Below are 25,325 nucleotides of genomic sequence, written 5' to 3'. Positions count from 1 at the left end.
AGAACGGGCGCGCCACTGGAGACGAAATGGGGCGCGCAACACTGATCGGCTTTTCGGCGGTCGCCATGTGGGCATTGCTGGCGTTGCTGACGGATGCGTCCGGCAAGGTGCCGCCATTCCTGTTGTCGGCGATCACTTTCTCGATCGGCACAGGCGTGGGGTTTGTCGCGCGACTGTTCATGCCGGCCACCGACAGGAGCCAAAAGACCCCTCCTCAGGTCTGGGTGATCGGCATTGCCGGCCTGTTCGGCTACCATTTCTTCTACTTCACCGCGCTGCGCAACGCGCCGGCGGTCGAGGCGAGCCTGATTGCGTATCTCTGGCCGCTGCTGATCGTGCTGGGCTCGGCGCTGATGCCGGGCGAGAAGCTGGCCTGGAACCATGTCGTCGGCGCGCTGCTCGGCCTTGCCGGCACCGTGCTGATCGTCACCAAGGGCGGCGGCCTGGCTTTCGATGCGCGCTACGCCTTCGGTTACGCCATGGCCGCCGTCTGCGCCCTGCTATGGTCGTCCTATTCCTTGCTGTCTCGACGTTTCCCGTCGGTGCCGACCAGCATCGTCACCTGGTTCTGCGCGGCAACCGCCGTGCTGTCGCTCGTCTGCCACCTGGCGCTGGAACAAACGGTTCTGCCTGACGGCGCCGGCCAGTGGCTGGCCGTGCTCGGGCTCGGCCTGATGCCGGTGGGCGCGGCCTTCTATGCCTGGGACATCGGTGTCAAGCGCGGCAACATCCAGGTGCTGGGTGCCGCGAGCTACGCGGCGCCGCTGCTGTCGACGCTGGTGCTGATCGCGGCCGGCGTCGCCGAACCGTCGCTGCGCATTCTGGCCGCCTGTGTGCTCATCACCGGCGGCGCGGCGCTAGCGGCAAAATCGCTGTTCCTGCGCAAGCCGGCCACGGAGAGCGGAGTCAGGGCATCCGAAGACGGAGCCAGGGCATCCGAAGGCGAAGCCAGGGCATGACGATGCCGTTTGCTGGGGGCATCGACGCCAACGCCAATGCGACGCTGATCTTTTCGCTGGTGGCGGCGGTGATCTATGCCTTCACGCTTGGCATGCCGCCGACGCTGGCCCGCTCGGCGGCAAAGACAATTGCCGTTGCGATGCTCGCCGTACTCGCCGCAATACAAGGCGGGCCGCTGCTGCTGGTCGCCGCCCTTGCGCTGAGCGCCATTGGCGATGCCTTCTTATCGCGCGACGGCGAAAAAGCCTTTCTGGGTGGACTGGCCAGTTTTCTCGTCGCCCATATCGTCTATGTCGCGTTGTTGCTGCGCAGGGGTGCCGGATTGGAGTTGCTTGGCGCCGAGCCCTGGCGCAGCGCGATCGCGCTGGCCATGGCGGTGTTCGCGATCGTCATGCTGGCGGCGCTTTGGCGCCGCGTTGGTCCCGGCTTGCGTATACCGATTGCCGTCTATGTCGTGGCGATCCTGGCGATGGGCATGTCGGCGCTAACGACAAGCAATGTCTGGATGATCGGTGGCGCCGTGCTGTTCATGGCATCGGACGGGCTGCTCGCCATGGAGAAATTTTTAGTGGCGGCCGTCTCGCAGCATCGCGCCTGGATGCGTTTCACCGTGTGGGTTTTGTACTATGCCGCCCAACTGGCGGTCACGCTGGGATTCCTGCTGGGTTAAATCGGCTTCGGCTGCCAGCCCGGCTCGGCCAGTTCGAAGGCGGCGAAATCAAAACCCGGCGCCACCGTGCAGCCGACCAGTGTCCATTCGCCCAGTGTGCGCGCCGATTGCCACCAGCCCGCCGGCACGGCGATCTGCGGCCGTTCACCCGCCGCGAGCTCGATGCCGAGCACCTGCTCGATAATGGCGCCGCCTTCTTCCCACATCGACAGCGCCAGAGGCGCGCCGGCATAAAAGTGCCAAAGCTCGGCGGCATCCCTGACCCGATGCCAGGCCGAAACCTGATGCTGTTCCAGCAGGAAATAGATGGCGGTCGAATGGCCGCGCGCACCGCCGGCTTCGTCGCGAAAGGTTTCCGCGTACCAGCCGCCTTCCGGATGCGGCTTCAGGGCGAGTGTTGCGATGACTTCCGCGGAACTGGTCATCGGCAGAAAGCTGGCATCAAAAATTGTCCTTGCGCTTGCGGATCTCGGCGAAGACCTCGGCATCCCCAGCCTTTTCCATGCCAAGATGCTTGCGGATTGCCGGATCGTGCCAGCGCAGGAAGGGATTGGTCGACAGTTCCTCGCCGATCGTCGTCGGCAGCGTCGGCTTGTTGTCGACCCGCAGCGCCTCGATCCGCGCGGCGCGCTCCTTCAACGCCGAATTGGTGGGGTCGACGCTCAGCGCGAAACGGGCATTGGCGAGCGTGTATTCGTGGCCGCAATAGATTGTCGTCTCGGCGGGAAGGGCCGCGAGCTTCCGCAGCGATTCGTACATCACCGGCGGCTTGCATTCGAACAGCCGTCCACAACCCAGCGCAAACAGCGTATCCGCGGTGAACGCCACTTTCGACAACGGCAGATGGTAGGAGACATGGCCAGCGGTATGCCCGGGCGTGGCGATCACTTCGATGCGCTCATGGCCGAGATGCAGGACGGAGCCTTCTTCGACGGTTTCATCGATGCCGGGGATCTTGGCCTTTTCCGCCTCCGGGCCCACGATGCGCAGCTTGAAGCGCTCCTTGAGCGCCAGATTGGCCTCGACGTGATCCATATGATGGTGCGTGGTCAGGATCATCGTGGGCGTCCAGCCGGTGCGCTTGATCGCGGCCAGGATCGGCGCTTCCTCGGGCGCGTCGATAATCGCGGTCTGGCCGCTTTCGGGGTCATGCACCAGCACGCCGAAATTGTCGGTGCGGCACATGAACTGTTCGATTTCGACCGGCATCGCATTTCTCCATTTGCCGCCGCAGACATAGGGCGCCGCTGCGTGAATGTCATCCCGGATGAGAAAGCGAATGTCATCCCGGATGACAAGCAAAGCGAATGTTATCCTGGGATGTCAAATTGACATTCGCCGTGCCGGCGGCTTTGGCCTTTTGTTGAATCCGGCTGACATCACGGCTACATCCCTGACATGCATTCCGACATCGTCGACCTTCGTTCCTTCTATTCGACAACGCTCGGCCGGTTCGCCGAGCGCTCGATCACCATGGCACTGTCGTCGATATGGGCCGCGGTGCCCAATGAGCGGCTGGTCGGTCTGGGCTATACCTTGCCCTGGCTGGAACGCTTCGGCACCGACGCGGAGCGGGTCTTCGCCTTCATGCCGGCGACCCAGGGCGCCGTGGTCTGGCCGGCGGCCGGGCCGACGGCGACGGCCCTGGTGTTCGACGAAGAACTGCCACTGGTCGATTCCTGCATCGACCGCATGCTGCTCGTCCATTCGCTCGAACACGTCGAAAACCCGCGTGAAACGCTGAACGAGATCTGGCGGGTGCTGTCGCCGGCCGGGCGCGTCGTCATCGTCGTGCCAAACCGGCGCGGTGTCTGGGCGCGCTTCGAACATACGCCGTTCGGCAATGGGCGGCCCTTCTCACGCGGGCAGCTCACCGAATTGCTGCGTGAGGCGAATTTCACGCCCGCCGCCTGGTCGGATGCGCTGTTCTTCCCGCCATCGCGGCGGCGTTTCATGATGCGCTTCCACAATGTGCTGGAGCGCGCCGGCCGGAGGCTGTGGCCGATCTTTTCCGGCGTCATTGTCGTCGAAGCGCAGAAACGGCTCTATCAAGGCGTGCCGGTGGCCCAGCGTGCGTCCCGCCGCGTCTTCGTGCCGGTGCTGTCGCCGCATGGCGCGACACGGCTCGGCCGGCGGGCCGAGGCAAGGGGTGTGGCATCGCCCCGGCAAGTGACACCTTCGTGATCGCGATGGAAACTTGCATCGCGCCGCGTCTTTCCGACCTATCTGTCGTGCTGGGCTCGCGGAGTGGTTGAGGGGCTGCCGCCGTCGGCTCCCTTCATCCGGTTTCAGCTTCGCTACTGAACGCAAGGACCTCGGCCATGGCTGATCAATTGGACAATCAGGCCACCATTCAGTCGGTCGCCGTCGCCAGCAGCCTGCGCGATCAGGTGGTGACGATCAAGCGGGCGCTGATCGGATCACCGGTTCGCAAGTGGTTGCTGTGGACGTCGCTCGGCATCATGGGCGTCATTATCGCGACGTCGATCGGCCAGGTCTTGCTCAACCGCTGGAACCAGCCGTTCTACGATGCCCTCGCGCGCCGCGACATGGCGGCCTTCCTGCATCAGCTGATGGTCTTTGCCATGATCGCCGGCGGACTGCTGGTGCTCAATATCGGCCAGACCTGGCTCAACCAGATGATCCGGCTGAAGTTGCGCGAGGCGCTGACGCTGGACCTGATCGACCAATGGATGCGGCCGGCGCGCGCCTTCCGGCTGGCCAATGCCGGCGCCATCGGCGTCAATCCCGACCAGCGCATGCAACAGGATGCCGCGCATCTCTCGGACCTGTCGACCGATCTTGGTGTCGGCCTGCTGCAGTCGTTCATCCTGCTCGTGTCCTTTGTCGGTGTGCTGTGGGAACTGTCTTCGGGCTTCGTCTTCCACGTCAACGGCTGGTCGCTGGCGATACCGGGCTACATGGTTTGGGCCGCGTTCCTCTATGCCGGTACCGCCTCGTGGCTGAGCTGGCTGGTCGGGCGGCCGCTCATCAGCCTCAACAGCGACCGCTATACGCGCGAAGCGGAACTGCGCTCCTCGATGGTGCGCGTCAACGAGAATGTCGATGCCATCGCGCTGTACCGTGGGGAGGATGACGCCAAGCGACGGCTGCAACTCGACCTCGGCACGGTGCTGGGCGCCATGCGGCGCATCTACACCGCCCAGATCAATCTGTCCTGGGTAACCGATACCTATGGCTGGATCACGGTCGTGGCGCCGATCCTGGTCGCCTCGCCGGTCTATTTCTCGGGGGATATCAGCTTTGGCGGGCTGATGATGGCGGTCGGGGCCTTCAACCAGGTCCACTCCTCCCTGCGTTGGTTCATCAACAACATCGGCAGCATTGCCGACTGGCGCGCCACGCTGATGCGTGTCGCCGACTTCCGCATCGCGCTCGATGAAACCGATGTGCTGCACGACAAGGAGAAGCGCATCGAATTCGCCGACAACGCCAATGGCAACCTGACGTTCGAGAAGCTTCAGGTGGCATCGCCGGACGGATGCACCAAGCTCGCCGACCAGCATGTCGAAATCCATGCCGGCGAGCGCGTCATGATCACCGGTGAACCGGGCGCCGGCAAGACGCTGTTCTTCCGCGCCATTGCCGGGCTGTGGCCGTGGGGCAGCGGGCGGATCGGCCTGCCGGCGGGGGAAACCATCATCTTCGTGCCGCGTGTGCCCTATTTGCCGGCCGGCACGCTGCGCGAGGTCCTCAATCACCCGAACGGGCATGCGCCGGCGAACGACGCAGACATTTCAGCGGTGCTTGCCGAGGTCGGTCTTGGACGGCTGTCGTCGTCGCTCGACCGCGTCGGACGCTGGGACCATGAGTTGGGCGATGACGAACAGCGATTGCTGGGCGTGGCCAGGCTCGCCTTGCGACAGCCAAAATGGGTGATCATCGACGAAGCCATGGATGCGTTCGACGGACCCTCGCTGCGGCGCGTGCTGTCGCTGCTGGAGAAGCGCCTGCCCGGCGCCGCGATCATCAACATCGGTCGCGGCCAGCACAACAATCAGTTCTTCCCGCGTTCCCTGACGATCGTTAAGGATTCCGACGCGCCCGCGCTGAAACCTGCCCACGTCAGGGCGGGTGCCATCGAGCCGCCGCCAGCCGCGGCAAGCCTCCACCACAGGAAGTAGCAGTTTTTCCCCCGTTGCGGCCCGTTGCCTGGCCGCCAAGGCCCTGGCGGTCTCCATCTCGCTGCCGGACGAGAAGGAATGCGCCCTGCAACGCGCCGTGCTCGATCGCTGAGCTGTCGCCGGTCAGGCCGGTGGAATTCCAAACTTGCCACGAACTTCATCGTAGAGGTCGCGCCGCCAGCGGCGGCCGTGGAGATAACCGTTGATCAGTTCCGGCAATGAATAACCAAGCGCGTCAGACGAGCGGTTGGCCATGTATCCCGCAAATGCCTGTGGTATTCGCCCCCGGAGAATATCGGCGATGATCTGCCGCGTGATCATAAAGGGAGGGACATGGGGGTAGGAGCGAGCGATGTGCGGATGCTTACTCATCAGGATCGCGTAGGCTTCGACATAGCCGTCCCTGCGGCCTGAAATCGAATTCTGCGAATTGTGCTTCGTCCAGTCGATATCTTCCGATAATTGCGCGCCGAAGCGCTGTGCGAAGCGCAGCAGAAGCTCGCGGTCCTGCATCCGGGGAATGTCGCTGTCATAGCCGCCGATGGCCAGCAAAGCCTCGCGTCTGGCTGTTATCGCCGATCCGGCTATGAAGGCCGTCTGCGCGACCACCGCCCGCTCCAGCATTGGCGGGTTCAGGAAAGCGCCGCGGTTGACGCAGGCGGTGCCGCGGCCACCCTTCACCGAGACATATGAGGAGAGCAGGACTTCGAGCGCTGGATTGTCGTCGAACCATGCCAGCGTCCGTTCGAGCCGGTGCGGCAGGAAGAGATCGTCCGAATCAAGAAAAGTCACCACGGGCGCCCGGGCTAGCTCGATGCCGGCATTCCTGGCGGCATTGGCGCCGCGCCACTTCGCGCCGACATAGATCAGCCGGGGGTCATGGATGCGGGCGAGCGCCGCCTCGGTCCCGTCCGTCGAACCATCGTCGACGACGATATGTTCAAATCGCGGCATGCTCTGGGAAAGCACGCTTTCGACGGCGCGGAGCACTGTTTCGCGCCGGTTGTGAGTGGGCGTGATCACCGTGACGAGGGGCGCCTGTTCGGTCTTCCCGATCATATCACGTCGGTCGCCTCCAGCGCGTAAACACCCTTCGCGCCAGGTCCTTTGATCATCGGGATGGCTAAATGGATCGGACTTCCCCCTGGATGGGCCTCATCGGATTCGGTGCGACGCTACAAAAAACAACCTGCCATGTCACCCCGTCGTGCCGTCGTTCGACCGACCAGGCATGATGAATTCCAGCTCATGGCGCTTCAACTGCAACACTTTCGCACCTGCTGAAAGACGCGCGGCCACCCTCAAGGATTGGCAGTCGCGCCTGCGGGCGTCGCCCATTTCATTATCGCTTCAGCAGGAACACTGCTTGTTGGCCAAAGAAATTCCAGAACCACCATGGCATCGACAGGCCGATCTTCTGGCCGTTGGCGTCGAGCGCGGTCGCCTTCTCCACTGTCGCGCCAAGCTCTTCGCACAAATTGACGAAGTCTCGGATCGTGCAGAAGTGGATGTTGGGCGTGTCGTACCAGGAATAGGGCAGGTCACTGGTCACAGGCATGCGGCCCTTGACGAACAGCGACAGGCGCACCCGCCAGTGACCGAAATTGGGGAAAGACACGATCGCCCGGTTGCCGATCCTGAGCAGCTCGTCGAGCACCAGCTTCGGGTTGCGGGTGGCCTGCAGGGTCTGCGACAGGACAACGAAGTCAAAGCCCTTGTCGGGATAGAATTCGAGATCGGTGTCGGCGTCGCCCTGGATGACACTGAGACCGCGCGCCACGCATTCGTTGACGCCACGCTGCGACAGCTCGAGTCCGCGACCGTCGACCTGCTTGGTGTCCTGCAGCAATTCGAGCAATGAGCCGTCGCCCGAGCCGACGTCGAGCACACGCGATTGCGGCGGGATGAGGTTGGCGACGACCTCGAGGTCGACGCGTTGGCTGCCGTTGACGCTCATGGCTTCGCCTCGTGGACGGCGCATGGCCTTGGTCCGAAACGTCTGCAACTTTTCGGGGTCATGGCTTCGCCGTTCTGTTTGGCGCATGACCTTGATCCGAAACGTCTGCAACTTTTCGGGGTCATGCGCTGAGCCCCCTGGCGCGCGCGGCCGAGCCGATGAAGCCGTTGATGGCGGCAAACAGTTCCGGCTCGTCGAGCAGGAAGGCGTCGTGGCCGCGATCGGTCTCGATTTCGACGAAGGATACCGAGGCGCCGGCGGCGTTGAGTGCGTGGACGATGGAGCGGCTCTCTTCGGTCGGGAACAGCCAGTCCGATGTGAAGGACACCAAGCAAAAACGGGTTTTCGTGCCGGCGAAGGCGTCGGCCAGCCGGCCGCCATGGTCGGCGGCGAGGTCGAAATAATCCATCGACCGCGTCATGTAGAGATAGGAGTTGGCATCGAAGCGGTCGACGAAGGTCATGCCCTGGTGGCGCAGATAGCTCTCGATCTGGAAGTCGGCATCGAAGCCGAAGGTCAGCGCTTCGCGGTCCTGCAAATTGCGTCCGAATTTGCGGTGCAGGGCGGCTTCGGACAGATAGGTGATGTGGGCGGCCATGCGCGCCACCGCCAGCCCTTTCTCCGGGCGCTTGCCGTGTTCGAAATATTTGCCGCCATGCCAGTCCGGATCCGCCATCACGGCCTGCCTCCCGACTTCGTGGAAGGCGATGTTCTGTGACGAATGGCGCGCCCCGGTGGCGATCGGCAGCGCCGAGAACACGCGCTCGGGATAGCTCGACGCCCATTCCAGAACCTGCATGCCGCCCATCGAGCCGCCGAGCACGCAGAACAGTTTCTCGATGCCGAAATGGTCGATCAGCATCTGCTGCGCGCGCACCATGTCGCGGATGGTGATGACCGGCAGGTCGAGGCCATAGGCTTTACCCGTGGCCGGGTTGGTAGAGGCCGGACCGGTGGAACCCAGGCAGCCGCCGATGACATTGGAGCAGATGACGAAGAAACGGCTGGTATCGATGATCCTGCCCGGTCCGATCAGCACTTCCCACCAACCGGGCTTGCCGGTTACCGGATTGGTGCTGGCGACATGCTGGTCGCCGGTCAGCGCATGGCAGACGAGGATGGCATTGGAGCGGGCATCGTTCAGCGTGCCATAGGTCTGGTAAGCGATCTGGAACGGCGACAGCAACGTACCCGCATCCAGCTTGAGCGGCTTGTCGGGCCCGAACCGCAACACCGGGCTCGACGGTTGGTCGGCCTCGTTGTTGGTCTTTCCTGCACGCAGAGCGGCCATCACGTCTCTCTTGCTGCACCGTGCGCTCGTGGAAATCGCTGCCGATCTCCGCCGCCGATGCGTCCGTCCGGCCGGTCGCGGACAACAAAAAACCGGCATTGCCTTCGCAAAGCCGGTTACGTCACGCAAACGGCCCTTTAGCGAATTGTTTAACGTGGCTGCAAGCCGACCGGCCAAATCACCACGGAACTGTCAATCGTCTTTCTAGAACCCGCCTGCCTCGCCGTCAATGGCGGCGGCTGGCACCACTGCCACTCTCGACATTGCGTGCCATGGCTTGTATTTCCGCAGCGGCCTCCGGATGGAGGCGTTTTCGATGGATTTTGCAAGATATGAACCAGACACCGGATCAGGCACGTCCAACTCCGCGCGCGGGCATCATGGACATAGAGGCCTATGTGCCCGGCAAAAGCTCGGCGCCCGCCGGTGTCGCCAAGGTCTACAAGCTGTCGTCGAATGAGAATCCGCTTGGGCCTTCGCCGAAGGCGATCGAGGCCGCGCGCGAGGTCGCTGGCAAACTCGACATCTATCCCGACGGCAGCGCCAGGCGGTTGCGCGAGGCTATCGCCGAGGTGCATGGCCTCAACGCGCAAAACATCATCTGCTCCAACGGGTCGGACGAAATCCTCGGCCTGTTGGCGCAGACCTATCTCGCGCCCGGTGACGAGGCTATGTTCACCGAACACGCTTTCATGGTCTACAAGATCTACATCCAGTCGGCAGGCGCCACCCCGGTCGTGGTCAAGGAGACCGACGAGCGCGCCGACATCGACGCGATGCTGGCGGCCGTCACGCCGCGCACGAAAATCGTGTTCCTGGCCAATCCCAACAACCCGACCGGCACCTATGTGCCGTTCCAGGAGGTGCGCCGCCTTCATGCCGGACTGCCGGGAAACGTGCTGCTGGTGCTCGACGCGGCCTACGCCGAATATGTCCGCCGCAACGATTACGAAGCCGGCATCGAGCTGGCCGGCAGCGCCGAGAACGTGGTGATGACCCGCACCTTCTCCAAGATCGGGCTCGGCGGCGCGCGCATCGGCTGGATGTATGGTCCCCTGCATATCGTCGACGCCATCAATCGTGTACGCGGCCCCTTCAACGTCAATGCGACAGCGATCGAGGCCGGCATCGCCGCGATCCGCGACCGTGCCCATGTCGAGCGTAGCGTGGCGCATAACGAGACCTGGCTTACCTGGCTGAGCGGCGAAATGACTAGACTTGGGCTGCGCGTGACGCCGAGCGTCGGCAATTTCCTGCTCATTCATTTTCCCGACGATCAGAAGCATTCCGCGGCGGCGGCTGACGATTATCTGAGCGCGCGCGGCTATATTCTGCGGCGCGTTTCAGGTTACGGCTTTCCCAACGCGCTTCGCATGACCGTTGGCACTGAAGAGGCCAATCGCGGCGTTGTCGCCGCGCTCACCACATTCCTGAAAAGCTAGAACGTCTGAAGAGCTGGAACACCATGGCATCACCGATGTTCGAAAAGATCGCGCTGGTCGGCATCGGCCTGATCGGCTCGTCTCTGGCCCGCGTCATCCGACGCGAGGGCTTGGCTCGCCATGTCGCCATCTCGACGCGCAGTGCGGCAACGCTCAAGCGAGCCGAGGAACTGGGTCTCGGCGATTCCTACACCACCGATGCCGGGGACGCGGTGCGTGATGCCGATCTGGTCGTTGTCTCGGTGCCGGTCGGCTCATCCGGCGCTGTAGCGGAGGAAATCGCGCCGGCGCTGAAAAAGGGGGCGATCCTCACCGATGTCGGCTCGACCAAGGCCTCGGTCATCGCGCAGATGCAGCCGCATGTGCCTGAAGGCGTCCATTTCATTCCTGGCCATCCGCTGGCGGGCACCGAAAAATCCGGCCCGGATGCCGGGTTTGCCGACCTGTTCGACAACCGCTGGTGCATCTTCACGCCGGTGCCGGGCACCGATCCGGAAGCGCTGGAACGGCTGTCGGAATTCTGGCGCCGCTGCGGCGCCAACATCGACACGATGGACCCGCAGCATCACGACATGACGCTGGCCATCGTCTCGCATCTGCCGCACATCATCGCCTACAACATCGTCGGCACCGCCGACGATCTGGAATCGGTGACCAAGACGGAAGTGATCAAATATTCCGCCTCCGGTTTTCGCGATTTCACGCGTCTGGCTGCCTCCGATCCGACCATGTGGCGGGACGTGTGCCTGCACAACAAGGATGCCATCCTGGAAATGTTGGCGCGGTTCTCGGAAGACCTGGCGTTCCTGCAGCGCGCCATCCGCTGGGGCGACGGCGACAAGCTCTTCGACCTGTTCACCCGCACCCGCGCCGTGCGCCGCTCGATCATCGAGGCGGGCCAGGATATCGACGCGCCCGATTTTGGCCGCCAGGCGGTCGAGCATCCGGCAAAGAGCTAGGTGATTTCAACCGGCCAGGCCGTTGCCATCATGGCGAGCGTCTCCGCCCGATCCGGCGCGCCCAGCCGGCCGCCGAAGCGCAGGCACTTGAGCGCGGCGGCCGCGCTGGCAAAGCGCAGTGCGTGCTCGACCGCCATGGCTTCCGCCAGCCCGACGGCAAAGGCGCCATGAAAGACATCGCCGGCGGCCAGCGTGTCGACCGCCTTGACCCTCGGTGCCTCGACATGGCGGGATGATCCGGCGCTTCGGTCGAACCACCAGGTACCCGCCGCGCCGCCGGTGACCGCGACGAACGCATCGGTGCGGGACGCCAAATCGATGCAGGCGGTCTCCAGATCCAGCGCGTGGCCGCATATGATGCGGACCGCCGGCTCCGAGGCGACGATGTGCGAGGCCAGCGGCAATAATCGTTCCAGCACCGCCAGGGGCGCGGTATCGGCATCGAGTATGGCTGGGCGGCCGGCGGCCCGCGCCGTCTTAAGGGCAAGCGCCGCGGCGCCCGGCCAGCGCACGTCGGCCAGTACGGTGTCGAATGCCGTTATGTCGGTGAACGGCAAAACCTCGGGATCGGCCTGCGCGCGCGCGTCGTAGAAAGGCACGATGATCCGCTCGCCATGCGCATCGACCAGGATCGAGGCCAGTGCCGAGCGGGCGCCGCTGACGCGGCGTACATGGCTGCAATCGACGCCCTCGGCCTCTATCCCGGCAATCAGCAGATCGCCGACCGGATCGTCGCCGGCGCTAGCCCATAGCGACACCTCGGCACCCAGGCGATGCGCGGCGCAGGCCGCGCTCGTGGCCATGCCCGAGGCGATCTGGATGCCGTCCGAGGCGATGAATTTTCCCTGATGCGTGGGCAGTGATTCGACACGAAGAATGGTGTCAAGCGTCAGTGCGCCGACGCTCAGCAGCTTTGCCGGCCCCGCCATCCGTTAGTTGACCGGTTTGATCTTGCCCAGCGGAATGAAGCCGAGGGAAGCCTTGCCCTTGACCACTTTCAGCGGCATGGACGGTTCGCTGCCAAGCAGCGCCAGGGCGCCAAAACCCTGCTCGATCGCATTCTTCTGCTCGGGTATGGCGCCGGCAAGAATAGATGCCACCGCCTTGGGATCCTTGATCCTGATCATCAGGTCGGCGTCGACGAGACCCTCGGCATCGACCGACAGCGGCCCGGAAACGGTGACGCGCGCCGTGCCGGACGACAGATCGAGGTTGCGGATTTCGATCCGCTGGCCGCGCAGGCTTTTCACCTGCGTGCCGATCAGCGCCACGCCGTTCTTCAGTGTCACGTCGCCGCTGGCATCGAGCGCCGGCAACACCCGCCCGCCGATCGCGTCGGCATCGATCTCGAGATCGCCAAAGCTGCCGACATAATCGAGATCGCCGTTGTTGGGCTGCAATTGGCCTGACGCCTTGCCGGCACTGAACAGTTCCACCGGATCGGTGTCGTCGGCCGGGTCGGTCTGGCCCGACAGGCCCTCGGCCTGCAGCGCTACACGCCGGGGCAGCGGGTACCACAATTTGACGTTGGCCTGCAGATTGTCCCAGTCGATCCAGAGCGGCATCATGCCGGGGACGGAGGTCCGGAGTGGGCCGCGTAGATTGGCAACAGGCGACAAGGGCTGGACGATCTGGGCGACGGCGTTGAAGGAGCCGGCCGAGGCAGCAATGCTCTTGGCGTCGTCCTCGTAGGCGAGGTTGTCGCAAGAGACGGCAAAGCTCAGTGGATAGCCACCGACCTGGAGGTTGGCGCAACCGGCCCCGATGCCGCTCTTGTTGAGCGTGGCAACCGCCTTGTCGGCCTCGGACCGGACCCTGTTGGCCAGATAGAACCAGCCGGCGCTGTAAATGGCGAACAGCACGAGGATGAACGCGGCAAGCCACCAGAGGCGGCGACGGTTACCCGGTTGGCGTTCGTCACTTGACGTCATGCTTTGGCTCTCATTAACGCATGGATGGTGTGGACGGATTCTCAGGTTCCGAACACTAGGTAGACAGAGACGGATGGAAAAAACACCGGTTACCGGTGCGGTGCTGCCATTCTTTTTGCAATCAGGCGCGGTGATATGGGCGATTTTTGGGTGTTCGGCTACGGTTCGCTGATCTGGCGACCGGGTTTCGCTCATGTCGAGACACGACGCGCCCGCCTGCATGGCTATCGCCGCTCGCTCTGCGTCTATTCCTTCGTGCATCGCGGCACGCGCCAGCGGCCCGGACTGGTGCTTGGCCTCGACCATGGCGGCTCCTGCGTCGGCCTTGCGTACCGCGTCCCTGGCGAATTGCGCGACGAGGTCATTGCCTATCTGCGCGAGCGCGAACTCGTCACCAGCGTCTATCTCGAGCGGACGCTCAAGGTTCGCCTCGACGGCGGTGGCACGGTGGAAGCCGTGGCCTACGTCGTCGACCGCAAGCATGAGCAATATGCGGGCGCGCTGGACGCGGCGGAGGCGGCGGCCGTGGTGCGCGGCGCGGTCGGCCGATCCGGTGACAACGAGGATTATGTGCTGAGCACGCTGAAGCATCTGGAAGCGCTCGAGATTCGCGACCACTGGCTGGAGGATGTGGCGCACCGGATAGCGACTTTGTGAAGCGCTGGCTCCGCGGAAAAGGGTGGCCAGGCCTTTGACCTCGATGCGGCAAGACCTAGGTTAGGCTCCGAACCCAGCCAGCGGGCGGCATCCGTCCGGTCCCAATCAATCATCACGGAGATCCGTCTTGCAGAAACGCCGTCTCGGTCGCACCGACCTTTCCATCGCGCCGCTGGTTCTGGGTGGCAATGTCTTCGGCTGGACCGCCGACGAGAAGACTTCTTTCGATCTGCTCGATCGCTTTGTCGGGGCTGGCCTCAATGCCATCGACACGGCCGACGCCTATTCGCGCTGGGTTCCCGGCAACAAGGGCGGTGAATCGGAAACCATCATCGGCAAATGGATGAAGGATCGTGGCAATCGCGACAAGGTCGTGGTGGTCACCAAGGTCGGCTCGGACATGGGGCAGGGCCACAAGGACCTGTCGGCCGCCTATATCGAAAAGGCTGTCGATGCATCGCTGAAGCGGCTGCAGACCGAATTCATCGACCTTTACCTGTCGCACTGGCCGGATCCGACCACGCCCTATGAGGAAACCCTCGGCGCCTATGAGAAACTGCTCGCCAAGGGCAAGATCCGCTATGCCGGCTGTTCCAACCTCGACGCCGGCCAGTTGCGCGCGGCACTTGACGTGGCAAGCCTGCGCGGCCTGCCGCGCTACGAGGTGCTGCAGCCGGAATACAATCTCTATGACCGCTCCTCCTTCGATGGCCCGCTGCGCGATCTCTGCGTGGCGGAGGATATCGGCGTCATCACCTATTTCAGCCTGGCCAAGGGCTTTCTCAGCGGCAAGTACCGCAGCGAGGCCGATCTCGGCCAAAGCGAGCGCGGCGGCGGGGTGAAAGACTACCTCAATGCGCGTGGCATGCGCATCCTGGCGGCGCTGGACGCGGTGTCGGCCAGGCATTCGGCCAAACAGGCGGAAGTGGCGCTTGCTTGGGTTATCGCGCGGCCCGGCATCACCGCGCCGATCGCCAGCGCGACCAAGCCTGAGCAGATGGACAGCCTGATCCGCGCGGCGTCGCTGAAGCTGTCCGCGGACGATATGGCCGAACTCGACAAGGCCAGCGCCTGAGGCCGCGACGCTGGTGCTGACCAAGGTGCTGGCGGTATACGGCTGACGGCCGGTGGTCAGGACGCTTCAGGCCTTCGCGCCGAGCTCCCGAAGCCGCTTCACCGCCGTTGGCGGCAGGGCCGGCGGGTTTGATGCGCGGGATGCCTCGAGGAGAAGCTGGTCGCAGGCAGCTTCGGTCTCACCGATCAGCCGCGCCATGAACTCGTCCTTGCCCAGGCCAGGCGGTATAGGCGGCAGGAAGCGCGCCTTGACGGTGCCGGGATAGCGCAGGAACTTGCGGCGCGGCCAATAGAGGCCAGCGACATGGGCGACCGGCACGACCGGAACGCCAAGCTGCGAATAGATTTCGACGATGCCGTATTTGTAGGCTGGCTCGTCGCCCGGCGCCCGACGGGTGCCCTCGGGATAGATGATCAGCTGGCGCGGGTTGCGCGCCATTTCTTCCTTGGTCGCCGCAACCACCGCCTTCAAGGCCTTGGAGCGGCTGCCGCGATGCACCGGGATCATCCGCATCTTCAAGATGTACCAGCCGAAGAAGGGGATCCAGGTCAGCTCGCGCTTGAGGATGTAGAGCGGGTCCTGGAGGAAGGGGAAGAAGGCGATGGCGTCCCAGAACGACTGGTGCTTGGGCGCCAGGATGAAGGAGCCCTCGGGCAGGTTTTCCTGCCCGGTGATGTCGTTTTTGGTGCCGGCGATCTTGTCATAGAGCCACATCGAGGTGCGCGACCAGAATTTCGGCACGAACCAGGCGCGGTGGCGGGGCGACAGGAAATAGTACGGGGTCCAGAGGATCATCTGGACGATCAGATTGACGTAGAAGACGAAATTGAACGCCAGCGATCTGACATAGAGCATGGGGGAGGTCCGGTGAGGAAGTGTGCGTTGGTTACACCAAGCGCGGAGAAAAAGGAAACGGTGCGATACTGCCCGTCCTACCAGGTCGCCTGCGCCAGGCGTTCCCTCAGGCGGGGGGCGGCGAAGTCGAGGAAGGCGCGCAGTTTCACCGGCAGCCGGCCCTGGCCCGCATGCACCAGGTTTACCGGCCAAGGCTCGGGTTCGAAATCCCTGAGCACGGGGCGCAGTGTTCCCGAGCGTGCGGCGGCGACAATCTGGTAGGAAAGCACCCGTGTCACTCCGACACCGGCGATCGCCGCATCAATCGCCGCCTCGGCGGTGTTGACCCGGAGCCTTGATCGGACCGGCACGACAAAATCAGCCTTGTCCACGGTGAAGGTCCAGGTGGCGAGCGAGCCAAGGCCCTCGAAGGTAATGCAGCTGTGCGCCTCGAGATCTCCTGGAATTTCTGGAATGCCGCGTCCGGCCAGATAGGCAGGGCTCGCGCAGACAACATGACCGATCGAACCGACCCTGATGGCGACCATGCGCGAATCCGGCAGCCTGCCGATACGGACGGCGAGGTCGATATGATCCTCGGCCAACTGGCTTATCCTGTCGCCGAGCGTCAGGCGGATGTCCACCAGGGGATAGGCGGCGAGGAAGTCGGTGACGACCGGTAGCACGTGAAGGCGGCCGAAGACGATCGGCGCGGTGACGATCAATTCCCCTGTCGGGGCGCTGTATTCGCCGCCGGCGGTGCGTTCGGCGTCGCCGACCTCGTCGAGGATGCGGCGGCAGGCAGTGAGATAGGCATGGCCGGCGTCGGTCAGTGTCAGCCGCCGCGTCGAGCGGTTCAACAGGCGTGTCTTCAGGTACCGCTCCAGTTCGGAGACCTTGCGGCTGACTGTTGCCAACGGAACGTCCGAATGGCGCGCGGCGGCGGAAAGGCTGCCGCCCTCCGCCGCCGCGACGAAAAGGGACATGGCTTCGAGACGATCCATCATTTCTTCCAGAAAATGGAAGGGTTGGTTGCAAATATGGCATCTACATCCGCAACATGGAAGGCTGCATATAACGGGGGCACACCTCAACCAGGAAATCTCTATGCCCCGCATCGCTACGCCTTCGTCCATCGCTGCCGCTCCCGCCGCCGCGCAGCCCATGCTGCAAGTGGTGGAAAAACAGCTTGGTGTCGTGCCGAACCTGTTTCGGATGGTCGCCAACAGTCCGGCGGCGCTGGAAGGCTATCTCGGCATGATGGGCGCGCTGGCCAGGGGCCGGCTTCCGGCGCCGACGCGCGAGCGCATCGCGCTGGCGATCGCCGAGATCAATGGCTGCAACTACTGCCTGTGCGCGCACACCTATCTCGGCAAGACGCTCGCAAGCCTCGACGATGCCGAGATGATGGCCAATCGCCATGGCGGCTCCATGGACCCCAAGGCAGCCGCGGCGGTGGGTTTTGCCGCCCGGGTTGCGCAAAGCCGCGGACATGTCGCCCAGGAGGATATCGCCGCTGTCAGGCTCGCGGGCTATGACGACGGAGAGATCATCGAGATTGTCCAGCATGTCGCCCTGAACGTCTGGACCAACTATATCAATGAGGTTGCCCAGACCGAGATCGATTTTCCGGTTGTTTCCGCCCGCAATGCTGCCTGAATCCGGATAGGAGCGGCGATGCCCGCCGGTCCCCACCTCATGCCGCAGAGGAAATCCCATGTCTGAGAGCCGCCCGCCGCTTCCGCCCTTCACCGCCGAGACGTCAGCCCAGAAAGCGCGCATGGCCGAGGATGCCTGGAACTCGCGCGATCCGGCGCGGGTGGCGCTCGCCTATACGGCGGACAGCCGTTGGCGCAACCGCGCCGAGTTCCTGCAAGGCCGCGATGCCATCCAGGCGTTCCTGACGCGCAAATGGAGGCGCGAACTCGACTACCGGCTGATCAAGGAGGTCTGGGCCTTCCACGGCAACCGCATCGCCGTGCGCTTCGCCTATGAATGGCGCGACGACAGCGGCTCATGGTTCCGCAGCTACGGTAACGAGAACTGGGAATTCGACGAGCACGGGCTGATGCGGCTGCGCATCGCCAGTATCAACGACCTGCCGATCGCCGAGGCCGAGCGCAAATATCACTGGCCGCTCGGCCGGCGGCCGGACGACCATCCGACGCTGTCGGAGCTCGGTCTTTAGAAGCATTCAGGCAAAGGAGGTTTCGATGAACGCACACGCTTTTACCAGCGATGTCGCCTTCACGCCGACGGTCAAGGCGATCCAGGCGCGCAAGGGCTCGCGCCAGTCCTACGCCCGCGTCGAGGAGCGCGGCGGCTGGCAGTCGGCGATCACACCGGACCTCGCCGCATTCATCGAAATGCAGACCAGCATCTTCCTGTCGACGGCCAATGGCGACGGCCAGCCCTATATCCAGCACCGCGGCGGCCCTGCCGGCTTTCTCAAGGTGCTCGACGAGAAGACGATCGGCTTCGCGGATTTTTCCGGCAACAGGCAATTCATCACGCAGGGCAATCTGGCCGACAATCCGAGGGCCTTCCTGTTCCTGATCGACTACATGATGCGCCAGCGCATCAAGATCTGGGGTACGGCGCGCGTTGTCGAGGACGATGCCGAGTTGACGGCGAGGCTGATGCCGCCGGACTACAAGGCGCGTCCCGAGCAGATCATCCTGTTCACCGTCTCGGCATGGGATGCCAATTGCCCGCAACATATACCGCAGCGCTTCGAGGCGGCTGATGTGGCAGCCGCGCTTGGCGAGCGCGACCGGCGCATCCAAGACCTTGAACAAGAGATCGCGCGCCTCAAGGGCGTTTCAGGGGCTGTCGCCAAGCAATGACGCGGCTCAGCCGCCGGCGGCGGTCTCGGCCAGGGCGATTCCCTCAGGCGTCGGCTTCACCGGGATAAACCCGCGAGCCAGCGCCAGCAGGTACTTGGTGTATTCGGTGAACAGCACGCGCACTGCCCGTGGCTTGGTCAGCCAACTGCCATTATCCAGGTTGGAATTGACCACCGGGTAGGGTTCGAGCTTGGCGCCATGCAGCAGCCGGCCCATCTCCAAAAGGCTGCGCGGCATGTGATAATTGTTGGTCACCAGGATCACCGTGCCATAGGCATGGTTTTCCACCCATTTGGCGCTTTCCTCGGCATTGCCGATCGTGTCGAGCGCGGCGCGATCGATGTCGACGCAGCAGGAAAACAGTTTCTTGTCGCCGCCGGTCGCCGCCTGAAGCTGGCGCCGGCTGGCCGAGGGGTGCACGCCGCTGATCAAGAGCCGCTCGCCCTTGCCGGATGCGAGCAGCTCCATCGCGGCGTCGAGGCGCGACTGGCCGCCGGTCAGCACGATGATGGCGTCGGCCTTGGCCGGGTTGGCGGGCGTGGTCAGATGACTGACCTTGCTGGCGAACCAGCCAAAGCCGCCAGCGAACACTGTTGCAAGCACAAGCAGGGAGAGAGCGGAGAAGCGCAGGGCGGTCCTTAGATGGCTAACCCTGCCACGGCCGCGCCAACGGTCAACCACCACTGGCAACTGTCCAGCCGTCCCGGTCGAATCCCGCACGTCCATGGTCATATAGTTAATCCTCAAATGCGGCCTTTGATAGGTAAAAGACGCACTTTGCGTTACGCGAATTCTTTCTCCGTGATCGCCCTGTTTCCGTCCAAGCCAAGACGAGGTCCTTTCATGCATCGGGTTGGCGAACGTCGATGTCGCTGAGATAGGCAACGACGGTGACGTGCGAGGTTGCCGCCGTCAGCGCGCCAATCACCAGCACCATCAGGACGACACCTGCGTAACCCGCCGAGCCGATGGCGAAGTTACCGAACAAAGCAGTCGCCTGATCGGCCTGCGGCGTTGCTATGTTGCGTGACGACCACCAGGAAAACACGATGAAGACAAGCACCGCCGCCGCTCCGCCGGCGGCTGCGCCCTTCATGCCGGTGACCAAGAAATGCCGGCGAAATTCGCGTGCGATGAAGCGCGCCTCGGCGCCGACGAAATGCAGCACCTCGATGATGTGGCCGTTGCCGTCCATGGCGCCACGGGTCGCGAACACCACGGTCAGCACCGTCGCCGACAGCATCAAGGCCAGAACGGCAACGCCTATGGTCACCGTGGTACGGGCCATGGCCACCAGCCGGTCGACCCAGGTGCGGTGGTCGTCGAGCGATGCACTCGGCAGTTTCGGCGTGATCGCGGCGCGCATGGCGGCGAAGTCAGGCGGGCTGCTCTCGTCGATGGTGACGATGATCAGGCGCGGCACGGGCAGGTCGTCGATGTTGAGGCCCGAACCCAGCCAGGGCTCCAGCAGCCTTGCGGTCGCTTCGCGGTCGATGATCCGGGTCGACTTCACGCCAGGGAATTCACCGGCGATCCGTGACGCCTGGGTAAGCGCCGCCTCCATGTCGAGGCCGTCGGCCGGCTTGATCTGGATCGTCGCCTCGCGCGAGATCTGGTTTTCCCAAACCGAGGCTGTGTCGCGCACCAGGGTCACCGCGCCGAAGGTCAGGCAGGACAGGAAAGTCATGATGGCGATGACCAGCACCAGCGCGCGGCCGGCAATGTTTTGCGCCGGCACGATCGGCGCCATCTTGCGTTGCGCGCGCGGCCTCGCCTCCACCGCCTCGGCATCCTGCTCCTCGAAATGGTCGGCCGACAGCTCAGTCATAGATATCAAGCCTTCCGCCGGCCAGGATCATGCGGCGCGCGTCGACCTGCTCCATCAGGCCAAGGTCATGCGTGGCGATCACAACGGCGGTGCCAAGCCGGTTGAGCTCGATGAACAGCCGCAGCAGCCGCCGCGCCAGCGGCGGATCGACATTGCCGGTCGGCTCGTCGGCGAGCAGGATCTCCGGTTGCTCGATCAGGGCGCGCGCGATCGCGGCGCGCTGCTTCTCGCCTCCGGACAGGACCGGCGGCAGCACATGCATGCGCTCGCCCAGCCCCACCCATTTCAACAACTCGGTGACATCGGTGCGGTAGCTCGCTTCCTCGCGCCCGCGCACGCGCAGCGGCAGCGCGACATTCTCATAGGTGGTCATGTGGTCGAGCAGGCGAAAGTCCTGGAACACCACGCCGATGCGGCGGCGCAGATGCGGCAGTTCGGTGCGCGAGATGCGCGAGCGGTCCTTGCCGAAGATGGTGATCAGTCCACGCGTCGGTTTCAGCGACATGAACAAAAGGCGCAGCAATGTCGTCTTGCCGGCACCCGAAGGCCCGCTCAAGAACTGGAAGGAGCGCTCCGGTATGTGCAGGGAGATGTCGCGGAGGATTTCCGGACCCATGCCATAGCGGAGGCCGACATTTTCGAAGCGAATCAATTTCGACGACCTGAATTTCCTGGCCGCGGCGAACCGGCCTGTTTTGTGAAAAGACCATCGGCCGGCATGGTTAACCGGCGGTTAATTCCTGGCTCGTTTAGGCTCTTCAAGAGGGCTCCGGTGGGGAAGCGTTAACCATTTGTGTTTACGCAAAAGAAACGAAAAGCGAACACGCGCAATACTGGGGCCATGATGGCTGACGAACGAACCGCGCGCCCGGTTTCCGGCGAAATCATGACCGATCCCGCGGCAATTGCCGCGGCGGACCGGATCTTGCGCGCCCCGGCGGCTGATATCATCGATGCGGATTATATGGTGTTGCCGCGGCCGGCCCCACCAGTCGGAAATGTGACGCCGCTGCCGCGTGCGATTGTCCCCCCGGCCATCGAAGGCATGGACATGCTGCGCAAGCCGGAAATGCCAGCGGAACGGCCGCCGGCCTCGCGCGGCGGTCCGATCTTCTGGATCGCCGGCATCGGCGCCGCCCTTGCCGCCTTCTGGGTCTCGGGCGGCCATGCGCTGGTGCGCCAGGCACCGTTCCTGCCCGGCGCGCGAGCGTCGGCGCTGACCATTTCAGGCGTGACGTCACGCATCGATGCCTCCGGCGCCAATCCGGTGCTGTTCGTCGACGGCGAGGCCGCCAATGACGGGACGAGGCCCGCGACAATGCCGCCACTCGAAATCCGGGTGACGGGCAATGACGGCCGGACAACCCGCTATACGCTGGGGACATCTGGCCATTCGCTGGCATCGGGCGAAAGATTCGGCTTTGCCAGCCGGCTCGACGTGCCTAAGAACGGGGTAAGGACCGTTTTGGTCACCTTCGCCGAATAGCGTGTGTCGATATTCAGGTGAAGCCGGCCTGCAAACGGTGGTTCCCTGCGCTTCCGGTGCTCACGTACGCTCCGCTCCGGTTCTCGGAAACCACTGCTTTCGGCTCGGTCTGACCTGACTCTCAACACACGCTCGGTGTGAAGGCGTTTCGGAAAAAAACTGGAGGGGGCGAGAAATGCCAAACGTGCGCGGCAAGGACATCGAAGTCCTGTTTTCGGCATCGGCGATCGCGCGGCGCAATCTCGAACTTGCCAAGGAGATCGCCGGGCACGATTATCACGATCTCCTGGTGATTTCGGTGCTGAAAGGCTCGTTCATCTTCGCCGCCGACCTGATCCGCGCCATGCATGATGTCGGCCTGTCGCCGGAAGTCGAGTTCATCTTCATCTCCAGTTATGGCGCCGGCACAACCAGTGGCGAGGTGAGGGTGCTGCGCGACATCGACAACGAGATTGCAGGCCGTGACGTGCTGTTGATCGACGACATTCTGGAATCGGGCAAGACGCTGAGCTTCACGCGCGACCTGATGCTGTCGCGTGGCGCGAAAAGCTGTTCCATCGCCGTGCTGCTCGACAAGCGCATGCGCCGCCAGACCGCGCTCAATGCCGATTATGTCGGCTTCGACTGCCCCGATTATTTCGTCGTCGGCTATGGCATGGATGTGGCGCATGCTTTCCGTGAATTGCCGTTCGTGGGTGTGGTGAAAGGCGATGTGTAAGGCGAGTGCCTCGCACCGGTGAATCCTGAAAAAGGCCTTAACGGTGTCAGGAAAATTAGTCTGGGCGAGCGCCTGGGTTTTCAGGAAAAGTCAACGTTTCGCCACCAAATATGCCGGCCATGGCAAAGCTTTTGATCGTCGAGGACGATGAGTCCGTCCGCACCCTCGCAGCCCGCGCGCTCGAACGCGCCGGCCACGCAATCGATATCGCCGCCGATGGCGCGCAGGGGCTTTCGCTGATCCGCGCCGCAAAAGGCGGGTACGATCTCGTCGTCTCCGACATACGCATGCCCGAGATGGACGGCATCGAGATGGCGGTTGCGGCAGCCGCGCTTTTTCCCGCGATGAAGGTCATGCTGATGACCGGCTATGCCGACCAGCGCGAGCGCGCCGATGAATTGAACGGCATCATCCTCGATGTCGTGCAAAAGCCCTTCACGCTCGCCGAGATTCGCTCTCGCGTCGAACGGGCGCTGATCTGCTTCGCCTGATCAGGCTGGATCCCTGGCGACAAGCGCCGGTGCCGGGCTGGCGCGGCGCTCGGTGTTGAGTGCCAGCAGGCCGGCGCCGATGATGAGCGCCGCGCCGATCACCGTTGCTGACCTGGGCACCTCGGCGAAGAACAGGAAACCCCACAGCGGCGACCACAGGATACCGGTGTATTCGAAGGTGGCGACGCGGTTGGCCGGCGACAGCCGGTAGCCTTGCGAGAGCAGGATCATGCCGGCCGAGGCGACGAAACCGCAGGCGGCCATCTTGAGGAAATCCGGCAGCGTCGGCCAGATCCATGGTCGCACCAGGAATTCGAGGCTCGGGTGGACGGCGTGGGTTATGCCCGCAAGGTGAAACGTGCCGGCGACGACGGCCGCGCCGGTAAGATAGGCGCCGTTCTGGTAGAAGGCCATGACAGTGGACGATTCGGTATCGCCGATCTTGCGAGCCATCAGCTGCGAGAAGGCGTAGAGCACGGCCGAGCCCAGCGACAGCAAGGCCGCCCAGTCGAACAGTCCGGCGCCGGGGCGCAGCATCACCAGAACGCCAAGCATGCCGATCAGCACGGTCGACAGCGTCCGCCAGGAAACGCGCTCGCCGAGATAGGGGCCGGCCATCGCCATGATGCAGAGCGGCGCCATGAAATAAAGCGCCACGGCGTCGGCCAGCGGAAGGGCGGCGATGGCCAGGTAATAGACCGTGTAGGAGGTGAACTGGATGAAGGCGCGTATCGTCAGCAGGCCGAACCGTTTCGACAGGATTGCCCGCAGCCCGACATCGGCGTGAACCAGAACGATCAGGATCGGCAAGGCTACGATCGAGCGGATCGCCATCACCTCGGTCACCGGGTAGCCGCTCGACACGGCTTTGACGAGCGGATCCTGCAGCGAGAAGACCAGCACGCCCAGGCACAGGCTCAGGATGCCACGCACCATCCTATTCTGCATCCGTTCAGGCTCCCGCGCATCCGATCCGGCGACGCTCACCAGATCAAAAAGAACCCGCCACCGTTTTCGGGTAGCGGGCACGAGTGAGGACTCTTGATTGGTCCGCAGCCGATTTCGCGACTGCATATCCAATGGGTGAGGCGATTATCGTTCGGCGTTTGACATGTTGCAAACGAATTGAAATGATGCCAGCGATCAAATCTGCTTATGATGGATGCCATGCGGCCAACCCTCGACAGTGATCTCCTGCGTACCTTTGTCGCCATAGCCGAGGCCGGCAATTTCACGAGGGCCGCCGAGCAGGCCGGCCGCACGCAATCGGCCGTGTCGATGCAGATGAAGAAGCTCGAAGAGCTGGTCGGCGACAGCCTGTTCGAGCGAGGTTCACGCGGCGTCGCGCTGACGCGGCGTGGCGGCGAACTCATCGTCAATGCCCGCCGTATCGTTTCGCTGCTCGATGAAACGGCGGCGTCGATGGCGGCGGCGCCGCTCGGTGGGCCGGTTCGCATCGGCATTCCGGAGGAATATGGCCACGCCATCCTGTCGCGCGCGCTCGGCGCATTTTCGAAGCGTCACACCAAGGTCGAGGTCACCGTACGCTACGCGCATTCGGAGGCGCAGATCGCGGCGCTCGCCGCCGGCGAGCTGGATTTATGCGTGGTGTTCGAATGGCAGGATCCTTCCGGCGGCGAAGTGCTGATGCATGATCCGACTGTCTGGGTGACGTCGAACCTGCATCACATGCATGAGGAGCGCCCGGTGCCGATCGCGCTCTACAACCGCGCCGGCTGGTGTAAGGACTTCGCCATCAAATCGCTGGAGCAGCGCGGCCTTGCCTACCGCGTCGCCTATACAAGCGATACCAATGGCGGCCTGAAGCTTGCCGTCACCTCGGGGTTGGCGATCGCGCCGATCTCACGCAGCAACATTCCGGCGGACTGCCGAGAGCTGACGTCCGCGGACGGGTTCGGCGACATCGATTCCTCCAATGTGGTGATGCATCGCAACCCGAATGCGTCAGGCGAAGCAATCGACGGCATGCAGGAGGCAATCCGCGAGGCGTTCGTCAACAGGTAGACGGCTCCAT

At 63.7% G+C, this 25,325-nt stretch carries 28 protein-coding genes and 1 riboswitch; of the genes, 15 read left to right on the top strand and 13 right to left on the bottom strand.

Features of this window, described 5'->3' with window-relative positions:
• Positions 1-26: 26 nt before the first annotated feature.
• Both LB516_RS18820 and LB516_RS18815 read left to right on the top strand, forming a co-directional pair.
• The gene (locus LB516_RS18820) at positions 27-959 is read left to right on the top strand and encodes a DMT family transporter (RefSeq protein ID WP_224720171.1); all 933 of its coding nucleotides are present in this window, start codon (positions 27-29) and stop codon (positions 957-959) included.
• Positions 956-1,630, top strand: a complete 675-nt coding sequence (locus LB516_RS18815; RefSeq protein WP_224720170.1) for a lysoplasmalogenase family protein — start codon at positions 956-958, stop codon at positions 1,628-1,630. Before LB516_RS18820 ends, LB516_RS18815 begins: the two co-directional genes overlap by 4 nt.
• Here the strand turns inward: LB516_RS18815 and LB516_RS18810 are convergent.
• The gene (locus tag LB516_RS18810; RefSeq protein ID WP_224720169.1) at positions 1,627-2,055 is read right to left on the bottom strand and encodes a cupin domain-containing protein; all 429 of its coding nucleotides are present in this window, start codon (positions 2,053-2,055) and stop codon (positions 1,627-1,629) included. The genes LB516_RS18815 and LB516_RS18810 overlap by 4 nt on opposite strands.
• A 16-nt stretch (positions 2,056-2,071) precedes the next feature.
• Entirely contained in the window at positions 2,072-2,839 is a 768-nt protein-coding gene (gene gloB / locus LB516_RS18805; protein ID WP_224684026.1) for a hydroxyacylglutathione hydrolase, read from the bottom strand.
• A gap of 189 nt (positions 2,840-3,028) precedes the next feature.
• Here gloB and LB516_RS18800 point away from each other — a divergent pair, with 189 nt between their 5' ends.
• Entirely contained in the window at positions 3,029-3,814 is a 786-nt protein-coding gene (locus LB516_RS18800) for a class I SAM-dependent methyltransferase (protein ID WP_015315516.1), read from the top strand.
• 137 nt (positions 3,815-3,951) lie between these two features.
• Positions 3,952-5,775: an ABC transporter ATP-binding protein/permease gene (locus LB516_RS18795; protein ID WP_224720168.1), complete on the top strand. Its 1,824-nt coding sequence runs from the start codon at positions 3,952-3,954 to the stop codon at positions 5,773-5,775.
• Between the two features lie 123 nt (positions 5,776-5,898).
• Here the strand turns inward: LB516_RS18795 and LB516_RS18790 are convergent, their stop codons facing one another.
• The 3 genes from LB516_RS18790 to metX form a co-directional block, all read right to left on the bottom strand.
• Positions 5,899-6,834, bottom strand: coding sequence for a glycosyltransferase family 2 protein (locus LB516_RS18790; RefSeq protein WP_140616813.1), 936 nt, complete (start codon positions 6,832-6,834; stop codon positions 5,899-5,901).
• A gap of 283 nt (positions 6,835-7,117) precedes the next feature.
• Entirely contained in the window at positions 7,118-7,732 is a 615-nt protein-coding gene (metW, locus tag LB516_RS18785; protein WP_015315519.1) for a methionine biosynthesis protein MetW, read from the bottom strand.
• 121 nt (positions 7,733-7,853) lie between these two features.
• Positions 7,854-9,023, bottom strand: a complete 1,170-nt coding sequence (metX, locus tag LB516_RS18780; RefSeq protein ID WP_224599186.1) for a homoserine O-acetyltransferase MetX — start codon at positions 9,021-9,023, stop codon at positions 7,854-7,856.
• Positions 9,024-9,140: 117 nt separating this feature from the next.
• A riboswitch (SAM riboswitch) is annotated at positions 9,141-9,218 on the bottom strand.
• Between the two features lie 137 nt (positions 9,219-9,355).
• Between metX and hisC the strand changes: the two genes are divergently transcribed.
• Both hisC and LB516_RS18770 read left to right on the top strand, forming a co-directional pair.
• A complete protein-coding gene (hisC, locus tag LB516_RS18775) occupies positions 9,356-10,465 on the top strand; it encodes a histidinol-phosphate transaminase (RefSeq protein ID WP_224720167.1) in 1,110 nt (369 codons plus the stop codon).
• A gap of 23 nt (positions 10,466-10,488) precedes the next feature.
• Positions 10,489-11,424, top strand: a complete 936-nt coding sequence (locus tag LB516_RS18770; RefSeq protein WP_181166418.1) for a prephenate/arogenate dehydrogenase family protein — start codon at positions 10,489-10,491, stop codon at positions 11,422-11,424.
• On the opposite strand, the gene LB516_RS18765 is transcribed toward LB516_RS18770, so the two are convergent.
• Together LB516_RS18765 and LB516_RS18760 are read right to left on the bottom strand one after the other, a co-directional pair.
• Entirely contained in the window at positions 11,421-12,353 is a 933-nt protein-coding gene (locus LB516_RS18765) for a sugar kinase (RefSeq protein ID WP_224642113.1), read from the bottom strand. The two genes, LB516_RS18770 and LB516_RS18765, sit on opposite strands and share 4 nt — an antisense overlap.
• A 3-nt stretch (positions 12,354-12,356) precedes the next feature.
• A complete protein-coding gene (locus LB516_RS18760) occupies positions 12,357-13,355 on the bottom strand; it encodes a DUF2125 domain-containing protein (RefSeq protein ID WP_224720166.1) in 999 nt (332 codons plus the stop codon).
• A gap of 135 nt (positions 13,356-13,490) precedes the next feature.
• Here LB516_RS18760 and LB516_RS18755 point away from each other — a divergent pair, with 135 nt between their 5' ends.
• Positions 13,491-14,012, top strand: a complete 522-nt coding sequence (locus LB516_RS18755; protein WP_015315525.1) for a gamma-glutamylcyclotransferase — start codon at positions 13,491-13,493, stop codon at positions 14,010-14,012.
• A gap of 127 nt (positions 14,013-14,139) precedes the next feature.
• Positions 14,140-15,087: an aldo/keto reductase gene (locus LB516_RS18750; RefSeq protein WP_140823975.1), complete on the top strand. Its 948-nt coding sequence runs from the start codon at positions 14,140-14,142 to the stop codon at positions 15,085-15,087.
• Positions 15,088-15,153: 66 nt separating this feature from the next.
• Here LB516_RS18750 and LB516_RS18745 read toward each other — a convergent pair whose 3' ends face one another.
• Together LB516_RS18745 and LB516_RS18740 are read right to left on the bottom strand one after the other, a co-directional pair.
• Complete coding sequence (locus LB516_RS18745; RefSeq protein WP_015315527.1) at positions 15,154-15,942, bottom strand: lysophospholipid acyltransferase family protein; 789 nt, start codon at positions 15,940-15,942, stop codon at positions 15,154-15,156.
• A gap of 77 nt (positions 15,943-16,019) precedes the next feature.
• On the bottom strand, positions 16,020-16,925 hold the full coding sequence (locus LB516_RS18740) for a LysR family transcriptional regulator (RefSeq protein WP_015315528.1): 906 nt from the start codon (positions 16,923-16,925) through the stop codon (positions 16,020-16,022).
• Positions 16,926-17,028: 103 nt separating this feature from the next.
• On the opposite strand from LB516_RS18740, the gene LB516_RS18735 reads away from it, so the two are divergent.
• From LB516_RS18735 to LB516_RS18725, 3 genes are read left to right on the top strand one after another with little or no spacing between them, the layout of a single operon-like run.
• Positions 17,029-17,580 carry a carboxymuconolactone decarboxylase family protein gene (locus LB516_RS18735; RefSeq protein ID WP_015315529.1) on the top strand — a complete coding sequence of 184 codons (552 nt, stop codon included), beginning with the start codon at positions 17,029-17,031 and terminating at the stop codon, positions 17,578-17,580.
• A gap of 58 nt (positions 17,581-17,638) precedes the next feature.
• Complete coding sequence (locus tag LB516_RS18730) at positions 17,639-18,109, top strand: DUF1348 family protein (RefSeq protein WP_140616821.1); 471 nt, start codon at positions 17,639-17,641, stop codon at positions 18,107-18,109.
• Positions 18,110-18,134: 25 nt separating this feature from the next.
• The gene (locus LB516_RS18725) at positions 18,135-18,767 is read left to right on the top strand and encodes a pyridoxamine 5'-phosphate oxidase family protein (protein ID WP_140712857.1); all 633 of its coding nucleotides are present in this window, start codon (positions 18,135-18,137) and stop codon (positions 18,765-18,767) included.
• Between the two features lie 6 nt (positions 18,768-18,773).
• Here LB516_RS18725 and LB516_RS18720 read toward each other — a convergent pair whose 3' ends face one another.
• The 3 genes from LB516_RS18720 to ftsE all read right to left on the bottom strand — a co-directional run bounded on the left by LB516_RS18720 (position 18,774) and on the right by ftsE (position 21,247).
• Positions 18,774-19,499, bottom strand: a complete 726-nt coding sequence (locus LB516_RS18720) for a YdcF family protein (RefSeq protein ID WP_140616823.1) — start codon at positions 19,497-19,499, stop codon at positions 18,774-18,776.
• A 109-nt stretch (positions 19,500-19,608) separates the two neighbouring features.
• Positions 19,609-20,595 (bottom strand): cell division protein FtsX, encoded by a 987-nt coding sequence (locus LB516_RS18715; protein ID WP_140712859.1) that lies wholly within the window; start codon positions 20,593-20,595, stop codon positions 19,609-19,611.
• Complete coding sequence (gene ftsE / locus LB516_RS18710; protein ID WP_010911739.1) at positions 20,588-21,247, bottom strand: cell division ATP-binding protein FtsE; 660 nt, start codon at positions 21,245-21,247, stop codon at positions 20,588-20,590. The genes LB516_RS18715 and ftsE overlap by 8 nt, the downstream gene beginning before the upstream one ends.
• Positions 21,248-21,436: 189 nt before the next feature.
• Here ftsE and LB516_RS18705 point away from each other — a divergent pair, with 189 nt between their 5' ends.
• The 3 genes from LB516_RS18705 to LB516_RS18695 all read left to right on the top strand — a co-directional run bounded on the left by LB516_RS18705 (position 21,437) and on the right by LB516_RS18695 (position 23,290).
• Positions 21,437-22,081, top strand: a complete 645-nt coding sequence (locus tag LB516_RS18705; RefSeq protein ID WP_140712861.1) for a cadherin-like beta sandwich domain-containing protein — start codon at positions 21,437-21,439, stop codon at positions 22,079-22,081.
• Between the two features lie 175 nt (positions 22,082-22,256).
• Entirely contained in the window at positions 22,257-22,799 is a 543-nt protein-coding gene (gene hpt, locus LB516_RS18700; protein WP_224720165.1) for a hypoxanthine phosphoribosyltransferase, read from the top strand.
• Between the two features lie 119 nt (positions 22,800-22,918).
• On the top strand, positions 22,919-23,290 hold the full coding sequence (locus tag LB516_RS18695; protein WP_224720164.1) for a response regulator: 372 nt from the start codon (positions 22,919-22,921) through the stop codon (positions 23,288-23,290).
• Here the strand turns inward: LB516_RS18695 and LB516_RS18690 are convergent, their stop codons facing one another.
• Complete coding sequence (locus tag LB516_RS18690) at positions 23,291-24,238, bottom strand: DMT family transporter (protein ID WP_140712863.1); 948 nt, start codon at positions 24,236-24,238, stop codon at positions 23,291-23,293.
• Positions 24,239-24,457: 219 nt separating this feature from the next.
• Here LB516_RS18690 and LB516_RS18685 point away from each other — a divergent pair, with 219 nt between their 5' ends.
• Entirely contained in the window at positions 24,458-25,315 is an 858-nt protein-coding gene (locus tag LB516_RS18685) for a LysR family transcriptional regulator (RefSeq protein ID WP_015315538.1), read from the top strand.
• The last annotated feature ends 10 nt before the right edge of the window (positions 25,316-25,325 follow it).

Origin of the sequence: Mesorhizobium sp. CO1-1-7, from assembly GCF_020164885.1 — a bacterium.
Classification (GTDB): Bacteria; Pseudomonadota; Alphaproteobacteria; order Rhizobiales; family Rhizobiaceae; genus Mesorhizobium; species Mesorhizobium australicum.
This window is presented reverse-complemented; position numbering and strand designations above follow the sequence as displayed.